Below are 16,153 nucleotides of genomic sequence, written 5' to 3' on the forward strand. Positions count from 1 at the left end.
CACCCTCCCTTCGCCATGGTCACCCTGTCAAAAGCAGTGTATTGACAGGGCTGTGACCATAGAAGCATGACATTCGAGAGGTTCACCGTGAAGGCCCGCCGGGTGGTCGTCACCGCCCAGGAGCACGCCCGACTGCTGAAGCACGACCACATCGGCACGGAGCACATCCTGTTGGCCCTGCTCGACGTACCGGACAGCACGGCGGCGAAGGTCCTGCACCAGCTCGGGTACGACAAGGAGACCGCGCAGGCCGATGTCGCCGCGCTGGTCAAGCCCGGCACACGGCAGCTGAGCGGCCACATCCCGTTCGCGCCGCGTGCCAAGAAGGCACTGCAACTGGCCCTGCACGAGGCGCAGCAGCTGCACCACCACGACGTCGGTACGGAACACATCCTGCTCGCCCTGGTCAGCGAAGGTGAGGGCGTCGGCGCCAAGCTGCTCGCCGAACGGATCAGTCCGGTCAGCAGAATCCGTGCCGCGGTGCTGGCGGCGCTGGAGGGACCGCAGGACGTGGCGGCCGGCCCATGGCCCGCCGGCACGCCTGCCACCGAGGAGGCCGTGTCCACCGCCAGCGCGCTGGCCGGTGGCGCACCGGTCGGCAGCCATCATCTGCTGGAGGCGATGCTCCGGGCGGAGAACAGCATGGCGGCCAGGGTGTTGCGCGAACTCGGGGTCGACCCGGACGCGGTCGCCGCCAAGATCGACGAACTGGATCCGGAGACGACCGCGGACGCGAACCCGGAGGAAGCCGCCGCACGCAGGATGGAAATGCGGCTGGTCGACGACGAGGTGCACCTGATCCTGCGGGACCCGACGACGGTCGCGGCCGCCAGGAAGGCCACCGAGCTGTCCGGCGGTCCGATCCAGGGTGTCGGCCCGGTCGCCGGCATGTTCGTCCCGCTCTGGCGGTCGACCAACCAACTGCTGCTGCAGATCCAGCGCCTGCTGGACCCGGAACCGGGGCAGGAGGACGGATCCGCCGAGAGCAGGGTGACCAAGGCCGTACGCACGGTGCTCGCGCCTCGCCTCCGCCGGTGAACGGGACCGTTCGCCACCAGCGGGATCCCCCTCGGCGACCCGGCCGCCGCCCGGCTGGGACTGATCGGCCTGTTCACGGCAGGACGATCAACCGCGTCACGCAGGACTGAACACGGGACGGAACAGGAGCCCCGGCCGCCCACGCCGAGTGGCCCACGGCGGCCGCGGGTTCCTCCTGATACGAGGCGAGTCGTATGCCTACGGGGGTACCCCATCGAGGACGACGAGCACAGGTCCCCCTCGCGTCTGGCCGGCACCGACGCGATCCGGCCACCGGTGGACGCCCCCCGGTGCACGTCGTTCCGCCGGCTGAGCCCGTCGAGATGCCGGCTCGGCCGGACCGTGCCGACGGCCGGGACGACGCCCGGACGCGACCGTGCCGCACCCGGGCATCGCAGGGGCGAAACCGCGGTACCCGGGACCCGGGAGACCGACCTGAGGAGGAAGACGGTGCCGCAGACCGACGACCAGCTCGCCTTCGGCACCTTGTCACGCCACCCCCCAGGACATGGCCGCCCTCCTGAGGCAGACCCGCCACCTCCCCGCGGCCCGGATCCAAGCTCCGGCACGCGGACGACCCACCAGCCCGGCAACCGAAGGAGCCCGAAGATGAACGCCCCCGCGAAGTCCGACGCGCCCCACCGCCGCCCCACCGGACAAGGCGTCAACGTGAAGTTGCTCGGCATCTACCTCAACGACCACCTCGCCGGCGCCACCGCCGGCACCGAACGCGCCACCCGTCTGGCCCGCGCCTCCCGCGGCTCCGCGCTCGGGCGCGCACTGGAGCCCGTCGCAGCGGAGATCGCCGAGGACCGGACGACGCTGATCACCATCATGCGGGATCTCGGCCTTCCCGTTCGCCGCTACAAGGTGTACGCGGGGTGGGCGGGGGAGAAGGCCGGACGGCTGAAGCCGAACGGTCGCCTGGTACGCCGCTCCCCGCTCGGCCTCCTGGTGGACCTCGAAGCGCTACGGCTGGGGATCGAGGGCAAGGCGGCCGTCTGGCAGACCCTGCGCCGGCTCAGCGCGACGGAGGAGCGCCTGGACCCCGCCCGGCTCGGCACCCTGCTCGAACGAGCCCGGCGACAGCAGGACACGGTCGAGGAGTGGCGGATCCGCCAGGCGGAGGAAGTGCTGCACAGGACGTCCGGATGAGCCCACTCCACGCCGAGGGGAACGTCGTACGTTGTGGCGGAAGATGTCACCCGGACGGCGGTGCGGGACCGTGTCCGGACGGGTAAAGCCCGGTGTCTTCGGGTAGATCGTGTGCGGCTCCTGTTGGTGAAGAGCCGGAGCAGACCCGGACCAGGGGCTGTTCCCGGGCATGGACGAAGGATCATCTGATGGCCAGCGGCACTGTGAAGTGGTTCAACGCGGAGAAGGGCTTCGGCTTCATCTCGCCGGATGGCGGAGGCCCCGACGTCTTCGCGCATTACTCCGAGATCCAGGGCGGCGGATTCCGCGAACTCACCGAGGGCGAACACGTCACCTTCGAGATCGGGCAGGGACAGAAGGGACCGCAGGCCCAGAACATCGTCCGTGGCTGAGCGGACGGACAGGGCATGACGGGGCGGCTGCCCCTCGGGGGCAGCCGCCTCGGCGTATCAGAGGGCGGGCCGTACGCGGTTCGCGGTCACAGCCAGCCGTTGCGGCGGAAGGCCCGGTACAGCAGTCCCGCGCCGAGGGCCATCACGGCGAGGGCGCAAGGGTAGCCGTAGCGCCAGTCCAGTTCGGGCATGTGGGAGAAGTTCATGCCGTAGATGCCGGCGACCATGGTGGGGATGGCGAAGATGGCCGCCCAGGCGCTGATGCGGCGCATGTCGTCGTTCTGCCAGGTGCCCACCTTGGCGAGGTGGGCGTCGAGGACGGAGGCGAGCAGGTCGTCCAGGGCGCGGACTTCGGTGTCGGTGCGGGTGAGGTGGTCCGTCACGTCGCGGAAATACGGCAGGAGCTGCCGCGGCCAGTCGTCCCGGGCCGTGGTGAAGGGTTGCATGACGGGGACGAGGGGCTGGATGGCGTCGCGGAACTCCACGACCTCACGTTTGAGGGAGTAGATCCGCTCGGTGAGGTCGTCGCGGGAGGGTGAGAAGACGCACCGCTCCAACTCGGTGAGATCCGTGCGCACTTGGGATGCGGCTTCGGCGTACGCGTCGACTATCACGTCCGTCACCGTGTGCAGGACGCCGGCCGGCCCGAGCCGCAGCATCTCCGGCTGCTCAGCGAGCCGGCGCGCGGCCTCCACCGTCGGATCGTTCGCTCCGTGCCGTACGGTCAGCGCGAAGGACGGCCCGAGGAAGATCATCACTTCCCCGGTTTCCACGTCCGCGCTCCGCTCGACGAACCAGAGCGTCTTCACCGCGACCGCGAGGACATCGCCGTAGCGTTCCTGCTTGGGCCGCTGATGGGCCTGGACCGCGTCCTCGATCGCCAGAGGATGCAGATCGAGATACTCGCCCAGCCGCTGCAACTCCTCCTGGCGGGGCTCGTCCATGCGGATCCAGGCGAATTCATCCGGTTTCAGCACCGCCAGGCGGTCCAGGGTGGCCTGGCATCCCGCGTCCGCCTCCCGGCAGTCGATCCGCTCGCACTCACCCGTCCGCTCCTGATAGATCACGCACTCCATGTCCTATCGGATGCTTCCGTCACCGCGTTCCATGCGCGCGGGAGTGCAAAGGCCTGGTCGCGGTACGGCTACCGCTGCCCGGTCGGCCGCCACGTGCGGTGCGGTGAGCCGGGCCCGGCGTCTCCCCTCAGGGCCGGCGGCGGGCCGTGCTCTCGTAGGGGTCGTCCACGAGGGCGATACGGGCGGTGATGCGTTTGCCGACCGCCTCCCGCCGCGCCTCGAAGCCCTGAACGACCGCCATGACGATCTCCAGTCCGTGCTGGCCGACCCGGCCGGGGTCGGCGGCGCGGGCCACCGGCAGCACCGGATCGCTGTCCCAGACCGCCACCTCGACCACCGCGTCGGTGACCCGCAGATCGAGCAGGACCGGACCGGGCGCGTACTTGCGGGCGTTCGTGACCAGTTCGCTGACCACCAGCTGCGTGAGGTCCATCGCACGGGACGGGACGGGCACGCCGTGGTCGGCCTGGAGCCGCGTGAGAAAGCCGACGGCGAGATCACGCGCCTCGGCGATGCACGCGCCGTCGCCGTCCAGCGCGGCCGAGATCCGCCACGGCTCCGGGTCCGGAGCCGTGGTGCCCTGCTCGCCGAAAAGGACTGTTTGCATCCCCACCGCCTTCGCCACCCCGTTCATAGCTCCGCGCATACCCCCGGTCGAAGCGATCATGCCGACCTTTTGTAGCCGCTCTCCGCGCAGGCGTAGGCGGGGCCAAGAGGGGTTAACCGACGCCTATGGCGAGGCTGCATCTTCCAGGGCGGACAGGGTGGAAAGCGCACCGAGGTGGCGAGAAGGCACAGACACGCGAGGAGCCGGCCCCCGAGGAGGCCGGGCCCGGGCCGGAAGTGGAGCGACAGGCACCGGACACGCCGGCCAAGCTGCCCAAGCGGGCCTGGGGCGCCGTGTTCAAGGGAGCGCTGCACGAGTTCCAGGACGATGAGCTGACCGACCGGGCGGCGGCCCTGACGTACTACGGGGTGCTGTCGCTGTTTCCGGCACTGTTGGTGCTCGTGTCACTGCTGGGCATCACGGGCAGGTCGGCGACCGACACGGTGCTGGCCAACATCAGGAAACTCGCTCCCGGCTCGGCCAGGGACATCATCACCCGGGCCGTGGAGCAGTTGCAGAGCAAGGCCGGCGTCGGCTCGGTCATGGCGATCGTCGGCATCATCCTGGCCGTGTGGTCGGCCTCCGGCTATGTGGCGGCGTTCATCCGCGCGGCGAACGCCGTCTACGACATGCCGGAGGGCCGCCCGATGTGGAAGATCCTTCCGGTCCGGGTCGGGGTGACGATCGTCCTGATGGTCCTGGCCGTGGTCAGTGCGCTGATCGTGGTGTTCACCGGCGGCGTGGCCCGCCGGGCCGGTACCGCGCTGGGGATCGGGGACACGGCGCTGACGGCGTGGTCGATCGCCAAGTGGCCGGTCCTCGTGGTCCTGGTCACGATCATGATCGCCATCCTGTACTGGGCGAGCCCCAACGCGAAGGTGAAGGGCTTCCGTTGGATCACCCCGGGCAGCGTCCTGGCCCTGCTGATCTGGATGGCCGCCTCGGCGGGCTTCGCGTTCTACGTCGCCAACTTCGCCTCGTACAACAAGACCTACGGCACCATGGCCGGCGTCATCGTCTTCCTGGTCTGGCTGTGGATCACCAACCTGGCCATCCTGCTCGGGTTGGAGTTCGACGCCGAGACGGTACGGCAGCGGGCCATCGCGGGCGGCCTGCCGCCGGACACCGAGCCGTACACCCAGCCCCGCGACACCCGAACCTGGGACGAGGAGGACCGGCGCCGCCTCGGGGAGGTGTGACAGGTACGCGCGGACCCCTCCGTGGGGCGGACGGTACTCGCGGACTCCTCCGTGGGGCGGACGGTCGGGCAGCGAGGTGATGGACGGCCGCGGTTTCGACGCTCGGCAGGAGCTGTCCGGCCCGAGGGCCGGCCCTGCTTGCGTCCCGGTGCGGGGTGTGATCGCCGTGATGGTGGCCATAAGCGGAGAGAAGCAGGCCGACCGGACCGCGCCGCCCACACCCGAGCAGACGATCGAGACGGTGCCGACGTGGTCGAGATGAAGGAGAGTACGTACCGATGACCCAGCCTCCGCATGACGAGCCCATCGCCACCAGCCCCGAGGAACTGCACGAGCAGGTCGTCCGGACGCAGACCGAGCTCGGGGAGTCGATCGAGGAGCTGGCGGCCAAGGCCGACGTGAAGGCGAGCGTCCAGGAGAAGGCCGCCGAGGTGAAGGAGCAGGCCGCCGCGAAGGCCGGCGAGTTGAAGGAGCAGGCCGCCCTCAGGGCCGGGGAACTGAAGGCGAAGGCCGCCACCCTGGGTCGTCAGGCGCAGGAGCGGTTGCCCGAGCAGGTCAGGGGCAGTGCCGTCCAAGCGGCCGAGCAGGCCCGTGCGAAGGCGGCTCAGGCCGGTCAGCTGTGGGAAGAGAAGGCACCCGAGCCCGTCCGGCAGACGGCGGCCCAAGGAGCGCTGCTGGCGCGGAACAACCGGAAGGCCCTGCTGGCCGCGGCGGGCGTGGCCGCTGTGGCGTGGTTCGCCGGCCGCCGCTCGAAGCGGTGAGCGGGGTCGCCGACGAACCGGTCGGTGCGCGCACGGTGCGTCGACGGTATGAACGACGTCGAGCGGCCGGAACTCGGTCAGCCGGCGCAGGCGGGTGGTACCCGCATGGGTAGTTGGCGGCCGGCTTCCCGCGCCCCGTGGCCGAGCACGTCACCCACCGTGACGATACCGTTCCCCGGCCACCTCGGGGCTGCCGGGGGGTGTCGTGGGACGCGGCGGGCGCGGCGGTGGGGGCCCGCGGTGGTGCCGTACGACGGCGCCGCCCGCGGTGGTGTCCAGGACGGTGTGTGACGGAGTCGCGGGCGGGGGCTTACGCGTGACCAGGCGGTGCGGCGCCGGACGGCGGGGCCTAAGCTGCCGACATGACCGAGATCAAGACTCCGACGCCCCACGATGCCTTCGAACTGCTGCTGGCCGGAAACCAGCGCTTCGTCGCGGGCAGCCCCGAGCATCCGAACCAGGACGCCACCCGCCGCGCCGAGATCGCGCCGTCCCAGCAGCCCTTCGCCGTGCTGTTCGGCTGTTCCGACTCCCGCCTGGCCGCCGAGATCATCTTCGACCGCGGCCTGGGCGACCTGTTCGTGGTGCGCACCGCGGGCCACGTGACGGGCTCGGAGGTGCTGGGCAGCATCGAATACGGCGTCGACGTGCTGGGCTGTCCGCTGGTCGTGGTGCTCGGTCACGACTCCTGCGGTGCCGTCGGCGCGGCGTGCGCCGCGCTGGAGGACGGCAGGACGCCGGCCGGCTACATCCGGGACGTCGTGGAGCGGGTGACGCCCAGCGTGCTGGCGGCGCGGGCCGCCGGCCGCGTCGAGCCGCAGGAGATCCTCGCCGAGCACATAAGGCACACCGTCGACCTGCTGCTGGACCGCTCCCGGGTGCTCGCCGACAAGGTCGCCGCCGGGCAGGCCGCCGTAGTGGGCCTGTGCTACCGCCTGGCCGACGGCAGCGCGCAGGTCGTCGCGGCCCGCGGCCTCGATGTGCCGGTGCCCGCCGCGCCCTGACCGCGACGGAGGTGACTGCACGGCCGTGGCCGCCCGGGCACGCCGCCGAGCCGAGGCTGTTACATCGAGCCGAGGCTGGTCACGACGGCCCGAGGCTGGTCGCGGCGGGCCGAGGTGGTCACATGGAGGGGCGGGGCCCGGCAGCGCGGCGGAGCCGGTTGGCGATCGCCAGGCCCAGCCCTTCCTCCGCCGGCAGGGACGCGATGATGAGGTCGCACCCCTGCTGGTCGAGTTCGCGCAGGAACCCGTACAGCCCGCGCGCGTAGGCGGCCAACGAAGCGGGGACCGCCGCCACGGCGTGCGCCTTCACCTCGGCATCGGAAAGCGTGGGCGGAAGAAAGACGCCCACCCGGTGCCCCAGCTCCTGCGCGAGCTCCGCTTCGGCGACGACCTTCTCGGGCTCCACGAGGACGACCCGCGCACGCGGCGCGTAGTGCGACGGATGCTGGCCCGGCACCCGGACGTGGCTCGTCGAGTGGACCGCGAGCGGGCGCCCCAGCACCGCTTCGAGGTCCTCGCGCGTCACCCCGCCTGGGCGCAGGATGCTCGGCACCTCGCCCGTGGCGTCCACGATCGTCGACTCGACGCCGACCTCGCAGGACCCGCCGTCCAGCACGAAGTCGACGGCTTCACCGAGCTCGGCACGGACGTGGTGCGCGGTGGTGGGGCTGACCTGCCCGAAGCGATTGGCGGACGGGGCCGTGACACCACCACCGAAGGCCGACAGCAGCGAGAGGGCGACGGGGTGGTCGGGCACACGCACGGCCACGGTCTCCAGGCCCCCCGTCGCCTCCAGGGGCACCCGGCGACCGCGCCGCAGAACCAGCGTGAGCGGCCCCGGCCAGAAGTGCTCGGCCAGCACGCGCGCCGTCGCCGGCACATCCTCGACCCACTCGTCCAGCTGGTCCGCGCCACCGATGTGCACGATCAGCGGGTGGGAGGGCGGACGCCCCTTGACCTGGAAGATGCGTGAGACAGCGGCAGGGTCCTCGGCGTTGGCGCCCAGACCGTAGACGGTCTCGGTCGGAAACGCCACGAGTCCTCCGGCGCGGAGCGTATCGGCCGCCTTCTCGATGTCACTGGTTCTCGTCGTCACCCGCACAATCCTAGGTGGACGACACGACAGGGACCGGCGGGCCTCATGATCACCACCGCGCCCGACGGGGTTCCCCCTCATCCCAGGGCCGGCGCGCCGGGTCGCCCGCGACAAGTGGCACAGGGGGCGACGATCCGAAGCTGTCGGCCACGTGCACCGTGCTGCCGAAGCTGTTCGCCACGTGCACCATGCTGCCGTGGTGCAACGCGGACGTCTGCCGCACACCGGACCCGACCGACCGATCACCGCGGCCGGGGCCGGCCCTTTTCCAGCCCACGGGCCGCCTCCGTCACGGATGAGAGGCTGCCCTGGGCCTGTTGGTGCGCGGGCTCACTTCACCTTGACTGTCACGGTGGGCGAGAAGACCTTCCCCGACGCGTTCACGCCCGCGATCCGCAGGTGCTCGGTGCCCTTGGTGTTGAGCTTGGCGACCAGGGCGTACGAGCTGCCCTTCTTGACCTTGGCGGTCGCCCTGAGCGAGGTCCACTTGCCGGACTTCTCGTGCTGGAGCACGAGCGGGGAGCCGATCTTCAGGCCCTTGGTGCGGCCGGTGAAGACCACCTTGTCCCCGGCTTTCACGTCACGCTTGTCGGCCTTCACGGTGATCGAGGCCATGGTCGACGGGCTCGGGCTCGCGGCCAGCGCTCCGGCCGTACCGCCGGAGAGCAGCGCCACGGAGAGGACTCCGGCGCCGAGCGTACGAAGGCAGTGGTGACGGAGTACGGACGTCATGGGTGTCTCCCGTCCTGTCGCTCGATGGACCCTCCCAGGCTGGCGCCGGTCTGCGGCTCTCGCCACTTGGCTCACTTGGCGACACTTCGCACTATATGTGGTGATATCCTGCGCCTTGCCTGTTTCTGGTCACGGGCCCGTTGGGGCGATTGCAGGCCCGGCTGCCAGTCTCTTCGCCGGTGGGCGCCGAGGTGATTGCCGGTCGCATGAGAACCTCGCCCCCTGGTAGTCGAACACGCGCCGCAGGGCGTAGGGGTGGACCTGGTGGGTGACCGGGGGCCCTCCTTCTCGCTGCAAGAACATTCCAGACCGTGGAGACATTTGTCCGAATTTGCCATCTTTATGGCGTCATGACAGCCTTGAAACGAGGGGCAAGCATGGACTGGAATCCGACAGTGAGAGGGAGCCGTCATGCGAACTCATGTGAGAGGGGCTGTAGTTGCGGCTGTAACGGTGCCGGTCCTGGCACTCGGCGGAGCAGCCGGAATCGCTACCGCTCAACACTCCGCTGACGTGAGCACGCACGCCACTCCAGCCAAACCGAAGTGCCACCAGGAGAAGGGGCACTGGGAAGTCAGGGGACAGGGTCAGCACAAGAAGCGCGTCTGGGTCAACGGCCACACGGTCTGCAAGTCGACAGGAACGAGCAAGCCGAAGAAGTCGCCCTCGCCGACCACTTCGGTGACCGAGACGACCAAACCGACGGAGACGGTGAGGACGACCAAGTCGCCGTCGCCATCCCCCACCGCCACGACCCAGACGCCGTCGCCCACCACGACGATGAAGCCCTCAGCGTGATCGCTGCGTGCGGTAAGTAGCCCCCGCCCAACGGGAAACCGCTGACCGGGGGCACTTTCATGCCCGCCCTGGGGTAACTGCCGTTCCACTCACCACAGATACGCCGACGGGCCGAGCTGTCCGGGGCGGAAGTCACCGGCGTCGGGCGATGGTGGGCCCGTCGCGCACCGGTATGCCTGTCGGGCAACGAACGCGACCGGCGCGGCCGGCGCGTTCTCCCATGCCCGCTCCCAGGAAGCGGTGCGCCTCCCGCACCGCGTGCGAGTAACTCTCCCATGGCCAGGTGGAGTTCATCGCGCAGCACTCTGGTCGCAGAAGACACCGCTGGGCTACCGTCGGTAACACCCCGCCGCCGCAGGAGTCCCCGGCGCGTCCCCGTCCCTCCGCACGCCCCCGGAAGGCAGTCATGCAGAACACCTCAGCCCCGGCCGGCATCACCCGCCGCCACGCCCTGACAGTGACCGGCGGAGTTCTCGCCGCGGCGACCCTCGCCCAGACGATGCCCGCCTTCGCCGCCGAGTCGCAGGACGCGGACGCGATCGTGGTCGGACACGGACTCGCCGGGTTGACCGCCACGTCCGAACTGGTCGCGGCAGGACGGAAGGTGCTGCTCCTGGACCAGGAACCGGAGGCCTCCCTGGGCGGTCAGGCGTTCTGGTCCTTCGGCGGTCTCTTCCTCGTGGACTCCGAGGAACAGCGCCTCATGGGCATCAAGGACTCCCATGACCTCGCCTGGCAGGACTGGTTGGGCACGGCCGGCTTCGACCGCGGTGTCGACGACCCCTCCGGCCAGGACTACTGGGCCTACAAGTGGGCCGAGGCGTATGTGAACTTCGCGGCAGGTGAGAAGCGGTCCTGGCTCGCGGGGCTCGGTGTGCAGTGGTTCCCGGTCGTCGGCTGGGCCGAGCGCGGTGGTGGGCTCGCGGACGGGCACGGCAACTCGGTGCCTCGCTTTCATGTCACCTGGGGCACCGGGCCGGCCGTCGTCGAGCCGTTCGAGAAGAAGGTGCAGGCCGCGGAGGCCGACGGCAAGGTCACCTTCAGGTTCCGGCACCGCGTGGACGACATCATGACCTCGGGCGGCACCGTCACCGGCGTACGCGGCGCGATCCTGGAACCGAGCGATGCCCAGCGCGGCAAGCCCAGCTCGCGCACGGTCGTGGGCGAGTTCGAGCTCCGCGCCCCGGTCGTGATCGTCACCTCCGGTGGCATCGGCGCCAACCACGACCTCGTGCGGCAGAACTGGCCCGCCCGCCTCGGTACACCACCGAAGTTCATGGTCACCGGCGTCCCGGCGCACGTGGACGGACGGATGCTCGCGATCACGGAGAAGGCGGGCGGCCGTATCGTCAATCCCGACCGGATGTGGCACTACACCGAGGGCCTGCGCAACTACGACCCGATCTGGCCGAACCACGGCATCCGCATCCTGCCCGGACCGTCATCCATGTGGTTCGACGCCACCGGCAAACGCTTCAACTCGCCCGACATCCCCGGCTACGACACCCTCCACACCCTGAAGTCGATCACCGACACCGGTTACGACTACTCCTGGTTCGTTACCACCCAGAAGATCCTCGCCAAGGAGTTCGCGCTCTCCGGATCCGAACAGAATCCGGACCTGACCGAGAAGAACGTCTGGAAGCTGCTCTCCCGCATCTGGCAGAGCCCGGAGCCGATCGAGAAGTTCAAGAAGAACGGAGTGGACTTCGTCGTCGCTACGACCCTCTCCGAACTCGTCAGAGGCATGAACAAACTCACCGGCGACAACCTGATCAAGCTGGACGACCTCCAGCGCCAGATCGACGCCCGGGACCGGGAGATCGACAACCCCTACACCAAGGACGTCCAGGTCATGGGTATCCGCAACGCACTGGCCTATCCCGGAGACACCCTCAGCCGTACGGCCCCGGTCCACAAGATCATGGACTCCGGTGCCGGCCCGCTCATCGCCGTCCGCCTCAACATTCTCACCCGGAAGACCCTCGGTGGCCTGCAGACCGACCTCACCGGCCGCGTCCTGAACGCCGCGGGCGACCCGATCCCAGGGCTGTACGCGGCCGGCGAGGTCGCGGGCTTCGGCGGAGGCGGCGTCCACGGATACCGCTCTCTGGAGGGCACCTTCCTCGGCGGCTGCCTGTTCTCCGGCCGCCAGGCGGGCCGGGCGGCGGCAGCCGCGACGGCGACCTGAGTCCCAGGACGCCGCGACTGTTGCGCCCAGTACCCTGGGGCTCGCCGACCTGAAGGGGCGCGCCCCAGGCAGGCCACCCTGCCGGAGAACTCTTCGAGCCACCACGCGATCAGCCCCGCCGCCGTCTCCCTCAAACCGCAGTCATCGAAGGAGAACGCCCGCAAGCGCTTCTCGGACTCGCATGGATTCGGTCTGGCCGGACGCGTCACCCGAACAGGACGTGTGCCGGAGCCAAGGACCCAGCGTCCAGATGAGCTGCGATGCGCGTGACAGTGCCGGCGTTGTCCTCGAACAGATGCGCCTGCATGCCCGCCGCCTGGGCGGCTTGCACGTTGGCCGCCACGTCGTCCACGAAGAGGCAGCTCTCCGCCTGCACCCCCAGGCTGGCGCAAGCAGCTTCGAAGGCACGCAGGTCAGGCTTTTCGATGCCGATCTCGTGCGAGTAGACGATCCGCTCAACCAGTTCATCGAAGTGGTACAGCGCCGTCTCCCGCTCGCGGGCTCCGACGAAGCTGTTGCTGAGGATGCCCAGCCTGCATCGCCCCCGCAGCCCCTGCACGTAGGCAACGAGTTCCTCGTTCGGGGCTCCCAGGTACTCCGCCCAGAGATCAGCCATGAAGGCTTGGACCTGGTGAACGCCGAGACCCAGACGTGATGCCACTTCCCACTCCACGTCTCGTTCGCTGATTTTCCCGACGCTTCCGGCACGCCACACGTCGCGCATCCGCTCGTGCACGGTGCCCAGTGGCAACTCCAGCCGCTCTTGCCACCGTTGCGCCCATCCCGTTTCCGGCGTGATCTCCAGTACGCCGCCGATGTCGAAGATGACGCAAACCTCGGTCACGCGAACTCCCCCTCATCACCCCGCCTGGCCGACGGGCACACTCCTGTGATCTGAGGAGACACTGTTGCCCTCCCCCTGGGGGCAGGGTCAAGCAGTCCCGCAACCCTGTGACACACCTGTCGCGAGCCGCTGGGCCAAGGAGCCGGGCACCGGTACCTGACCGGACCGACCCCCCTCAATCAGCGGAAAGCGCATCCTCGACCGACTCGTGCAGCGGCAGGACGGTCGCGAGGCGGGTGAGTTCGAGGATGCGTCGCACCTCCGGCTGGATACCGGTCAACGCGAACCGGAGTCCCGCGTCCGTACGCCGACGGTGGATCGCGACGAAGGCCCCCAGCGCGCTGGAGTCGCAGAAGTCCACGTGGGTCAGGTCCAGGACCAGCAGCGGGACGGTCTGTATCTCCGCGGTGGTGAGGTGTCCCAGCAACTGGGGCGCGGTGTGGTAGTCGATGGCGCCGTCCACGGCGACGACCGCGTGCCGAGGGCCCCGGTGCGACGCGAGGGAAAGCGTCGGGCCGGACGGGACCAGACTCGCGGAGCCGACCGGCGGCGAGATGTCGGCGGGCTTGTCAGCCTCGGGGCCGGGGGAGGGGGTCATCGGGGGCGTCTCTCCTGAGTCCGGGGCGAACGAGTGGGCTGGTTGTCCTTGTCCCGGCCGGGAGCCGACCGGGGTACGTCGTCACGAGGAGGTCTTGATCTCCGCCCACACCACTTTTCCTCCGTCGATCCAGCGGGTGCCCCATCGCGTCGCGATGGCGTCGACCAGGAATATGCCCCGATGCCCGAACTCGCCGGGATGGGAGACGATGAGACGCGGCTCCTCGGGACTGCTGTCCGTGACCTCCAGCACGACACGCTCACCGGCCCGCCGCAGCTCGACGCGCAGCGGCGTCCTGGCGTGGCGGACCGCGTTGGCGACCATCTCGTCGGCGATCAGCATCATGTCGTTCGCCAGATGCCGCAGGCCCCACTCGCGCATGACCTCGGACACCAGGTCGCGGGCGTCGGGGACCGCGCTCGAGACCGGAGCGTAGTCCCGGGCCACCGCCACCACCTGGTGCGACGCGTCCTCCGGCCGGTGCAGGTACAACATGGCGATGTCGTCGTCGTGCTGCCCCCCGGCCAGGGCGTCCAGCCAGGAGTCGCAGTCCGCCTCGATCTCGCCCACGGGCCCGGCCAACAGCTCCCGCAGCTGCCGTAGCCCGTCGTCGATGGAACGCCCGCGGCGTTCCACCAGCCCGTCCGTGTACAGCAGCAGCCGCGACCCGGGCGGCAGAGCGACCTCCTGCTCCGCGTAACGGCGCCTGCCCACTCCCAACGGCGGCCCCACCTGCTCGTCCAGGAACCTCACGCCGCCTTCGGGGTCGCGCTGCGCCGGCGGCAGGTGCCCGGCCACGGCCGTACGCAGCCGGTCGTGGCGTGTGTCGAGCACCGCGTACACACAGGTGGCGACGGAGCCGGGGGCGATGTCGTCCACCAGGACACTCAGCTGCTCCAGCACGTCGGCGGGGGCGAGACCGAGCTGCGCGTAGGCGCGGCAGGCGGTGCGGATCTGGCCCATCACCGCAGCCGCCCTGACGCCCTTGCCCATCACGTCACCGACGACCAGCGCCACTTCGCCGTCCGCGAGCGGTATGAGGTCCACCCAGTCACCGCCGGCACCGCGATCGCGTGCGGCGGGCAGGTACCGCCATGTGCTGGCCACCCCGTCGACGTGGGGCAGCGCCGGCAGCAGGTGGCGTTGCAGCTCTGCGGCCGCTTCCTGCTCCTGGCGGTACGTCTGGGCGTTCTGCAGCGCTACGGCGGTCTGCGCGGCGACACCGGTGACCAGGCGCTCGTGCCGCTCCGTGAAGATCCCCCGCTCGGGATGGCCGAAGAAGAACCCGCCGAGCACCTTCCCCCGGGACATCACCGGAACGGCCAGATAGCTGCGCACCGGCAGGTGTCCTTCCGGCATGCCGTGGTGCGGGGCGTTGTGCCCGTACCGTGCGTCCTGGGTGATGTCGTCGGACCGCACCACGCCCAGACCCCGGAAGGTCTGTTCGAACACCTGGGTGTTGCGCGGCATGGGGAACTTGGCGAAGGCCGACCGGTCCACGCCGGAGATCACATAGAGCAGGTACGACTCCCCGGTCTCACCGAGGACGTTGTAAAAGAAGGCGCCGAACGCCGCCCCGGCCAGATGGGTGGCGGCGTCGACCGCGTGCTGGACCAGCGTGTCGAGGTCGAGTTCCGCGGCCAGGACGCTGCCGACCCCCTGGAGCAGCTCGACGATCGCCGCCTCCTCGCGCAGTTCCCGCTCCCGCTGCTCCAGCTCCTTCTGGGACCGTCGCAACTCCGTCGTGGCGGAGCGCAGCTGGTCCACCACCGTCTGCAGGTGCGCCGCCCGCTGTTCGACCAGGCCCTCCATGCTCTCCAGGAGGGTGCGAGCCGCGCGCGCCTCCACGGCGGGCGACGGCCGCCCGGCGGACAGCAGCGCCAGGCGCGTGCTGCCGGCGACGGTCCGGAACAGCGCGGCGACCTCGGCGGACAGCGGGGCACGGCAGAACAGCACTACGGCGAATCGCGCACCCGGCGACAGGAGCCCCCCGAAGGCGAGTGCGGAACCGATGCCCTGCCCGGGGAGCAAGCCCTCCAGCCCGTCCAGCCGGTCGCCGGACAGGTGCACGACCTCGGCGCCGCTCCCGGGGGACGCGGCGCCGTCCGCGGGCTCGGCCGTCACTCCCAGACGGGCCAGCAGCCGGTGCACCGACGGTGCCTCGTCGACGGCGTCGGACGACAGCACGCCCACGCCCGGCGGACCGGAGCCCTCCGCGCCGGGCGGGTGGGCGTCCGGGCCACGAAAACCGGCCAGGGACAGGCGCCGGGGGTGTCCGAGCGCCGCGGGGACGGCGTCACAGGGTCCGCCGAGGAAGACCCCCACCGCGGCGCACGCCCGTCCGTCACGCCCGTTGATCAGACTGTCGTAGAAGAAGTCGGCGATCGTCTGTGCCGCCGCGTCCGGAGACGGCGCACCGCTGACGGCCTTGCGTAGGTGCGCAGTACATCGGGCTGTCTCACTGAGACCAAAGGCCGACAGATCGAACCGGACGTCCTGCACGCTGTGCACACCTCGATAACGGAAGAGGGGAGGACCATGGACAGGCAGCAGGGCCATGGACACCACAGATTAACCCCTGGCCGATTCTGGTACGTCCCACCGGTCCGGCCATCCCCTGCCCGCCGCCTCACCCGGATGCCGTACGGGCCGCACGGCAGCG

General features: G+C 70.2%; 15 protein-coding genes. 7 read left to right on the plus strand and 8 right to left on the minus strand.

The genetic code is table 11. The annotated features are described in order from the left end of the window. The first annotated feature begins 66 nt into the window (after positions 1-66). The 3 genes from ACZ3ZD_RS27750 to ACZ3ZD_RS27760 all read left to right on the plus strand — a co-directional run bounded on the left by ACZ3ZD_RS27750 (position 67) and on the right by ACZ3ZD_RS27760 (position 2,585). A complete protein-coding gene (locus tag ACZ3ZD_RS27750) occupies positions 67-1,038 on the plus strand; it encodes a Clp protease N-terminal domain-containing protein (protein ID WP_467402746.1) in 972 nt (323 codons plus the stop codon). Positions 1,039-1,647: 609 nt separating this feature from the next. Beyond that, positions 1,648-2,193 carry a hypothetical protein gene (locus ACZ3ZD_RS27755; protein ID WP_467402749.1) on the plus strand — a complete coding sequence of 182 codons (546 nt, stop codon included), beginning with the start codon at positions 1,648-1,650 and terminating at the stop codon, positions 2,191-2,193. A 188-nt stretch (positions 2,194-2,381) separates the two neighbouring features. Then, complete coding sequence (locus ACZ3ZD_RS27760; protein WP_467402751.1) at positions 2,382-2,585, plus strand: cold-shock protein; 204 nt, start codon at positions 2,382-2,384, stop codon at positions 2,583-2,585. An 86-nt stretch (positions 2,586-2,671) separates the two neighbouring features. On the opposite strand, the gene ACZ3ZD_RS27765 is transcribed toward ACZ3ZD_RS27760, so the two are convergent. Next, the gene (locus ACZ3ZD_RS27765) at positions 2,672-3,661 is read right to left on the minus strand and encodes a magnesium and cobalt transport protein CorA (protein ID WP_467402756.1); all 990 of its coding nucleotides are present in this window, start codon (positions 3,659-3,661) and stop codon (positions 2,672-2,674) included. Between the two features lie 127 nt (positions 3,662-3,788). After that, complete coding sequence (locus ACZ3ZD_RS27770; protein ID WP_467402760.1) at positions 3,789-4,268, minus strand: ATP-binding protein; 480 nt, start codon at positions 4,266-4,268, stop codon at positions 3,789-3,791. Positions 4,269-4,393: 125 nt separating this feature from the next. On the opposite strand from ACZ3ZD_RS27770, the gene ACZ3ZD_RS27775 reads away from it, so the two are divergent. The 3 genes from ACZ3ZD_RS27775 (at position 4,394) to ACZ3ZD_RS27785 (ending at position 7,232) form a co-directional block, all read left to right on the plus strand. Beyond that, complete coding sequence (locus ACZ3ZD_RS27775; protein WP_467402762.1) at positions 4,394-5,467, plus strand: YihY/virulence factor BrkB family protein; 1,074 nt, start codon at positions 4,394-4,396, stop codon at positions 5,465-5,467. Between the two features lie 278 nt (positions 5,468-5,745). After that, complete coding sequence (locus ACZ3ZD_RS27780) at positions 5,746-6,228, plus strand: DUF3618 domain-containing protein (RefSeq protein WP_467402763.1); 483 nt, start codon at positions 5,746-5,748, stop codon at positions 6,226-6,228. A 362-nt stretch (positions 6,229-6,590) separates the two neighbouring features. Beyond that, positions 6,591-7,232 carry a carbonic anhydrase gene (locus ACZ3ZD_RS27785; RefSeq protein WP_467402766.1) on the plus strand — a complete coding sequence of 214 codons (642 nt, stop codon included), beginning with the start codon at positions 6,591-6,593 and terminating at the stop codon, positions 7,230-7,232. Positions 7,233-7,350: 118 nt separating this feature from the next. Here the strand turns inward: ACZ3ZD_RS27785 and ACZ3ZD_RS27790 are convergent, their stop codons facing one another. The 3 genes from ACZ3ZD_RS27790 to ACZ3ZD_RS27800 all read right to left on the minus strand — a co-directional run bounded on the left by ACZ3ZD_RS27790 (position 7,351) and on the right by ACZ3ZD_RS27800 (position 9,947). Beyond that, positions 7,351-8,328 carry an L-threonylcarbamoyladenylate synthase gene (locus tag ACZ3ZD_RS27790; protein WP_467402771.1) on the minus strand — a complete coding sequence of 326 codons (978 nt, stop codon included), beginning with the start codon at positions 8,326-8,328 and terminating at the stop codon, positions 7,351-7,353. A 330-nt stretch (positions 8,329-8,658) separates the two neighbouring features. Next, positions 8,659-9,060, minus strand: coding sequence for a hypothetical protein (locus ACZ3ZD_RS27795; protein ID WP_467402774.1), 402 nt, complete (start codon positions 9,058-9,060; stop codon positions 8,659-8,661). 587 nt (positions 9,061-9,647) lie between these two features. Beyond that, the gene (locus tag ACZ3ZD_RS27800; protein ID WP_467402776.1) at positions 9,648-9,947 is read right to left on the minus strand and encodes a hypothetical protein; all 300 of its coding nucleotides are present in this window, start codon (positions 9,945-9,947) and stop codon (positions 9,648-9,650) included. Positions 9,948-10,264: 317 nt separating this feature from the next. Between ACZ3ZD_RS27800 and ACZ3ZD_RS27805 the strand changes: the two genes are divergently transcribed. Continuing rightward, positions 10,265-12,049 carry an FAD-binding dehydrogenase gene (locus ACZ3ZD_RS27805; protein WP_467402780.1) on the plus strand — a complete coding sequence of 595 codons (1,785 nt, stop codon included), beginning with the start codon at positions 10,265-10,267 and terminating at the stop codon, positions 12,047-12,049. 205 nt (positions 12,050-12,254) lie between these two features. Here ACZ3ZD_RS27805 and ACZ3ZD_RS27810 read toward each other — a convergent pair whose 3' ends face one another. The 3 genes from ACZ3ZD_RS27810 to ACZ3ZD_RS27820 all read right to left on the minus strand — a co-directional run bounded on the left by ACZ3ZD_RS27810 (position 12,255) and on the right by ACZ3ZD_RS27820 (position 15,993). Beyond that, positions 12,255-12,893, minus strand: coding sequence for an HAD-IA family hydrolase (locus ACZ3ZD_RS27810; RefSeq protein WP_467402784.1), 639 nt, complete (start codon positions 12,891-12,893; stop codon positions 12,255-12,257). 175 nt (positions 12,894-13,068) lie between these two features. Continuing rightward, positions 13,069-13,491, minus strand: coding sequence for an STAS domain-containing protein (locus ACZ3ZD_RS27815; protein ID WP_467402786.1), 423 nt, complete (start codon positions 13,489-13,491; stop codon positions 13,069-13,071). Positions 13,492-13,572: 81 nt separating this feature from the next. Further along, positions 13,573-15,993 carry an ATP-binding SpoIIE family protein phosphatase gene (locus ACZ3ZD_RS27820; RefSeq protein ID WP_467402788.1) on the minus strand — a complete coding sequence of 807 codons (2,421 nt, stop codon included), beginning with the start codon at positions 15,991-15,993 and terminating at the stop codon, positions 13,573-13,575. Positions 15,994-16,153 lie beyond the last annotated feature (160 nt).

The sequence above is a fragment of the Streptomyces sp. NPDC023481 genome (genome assembly GCF_055560195.1).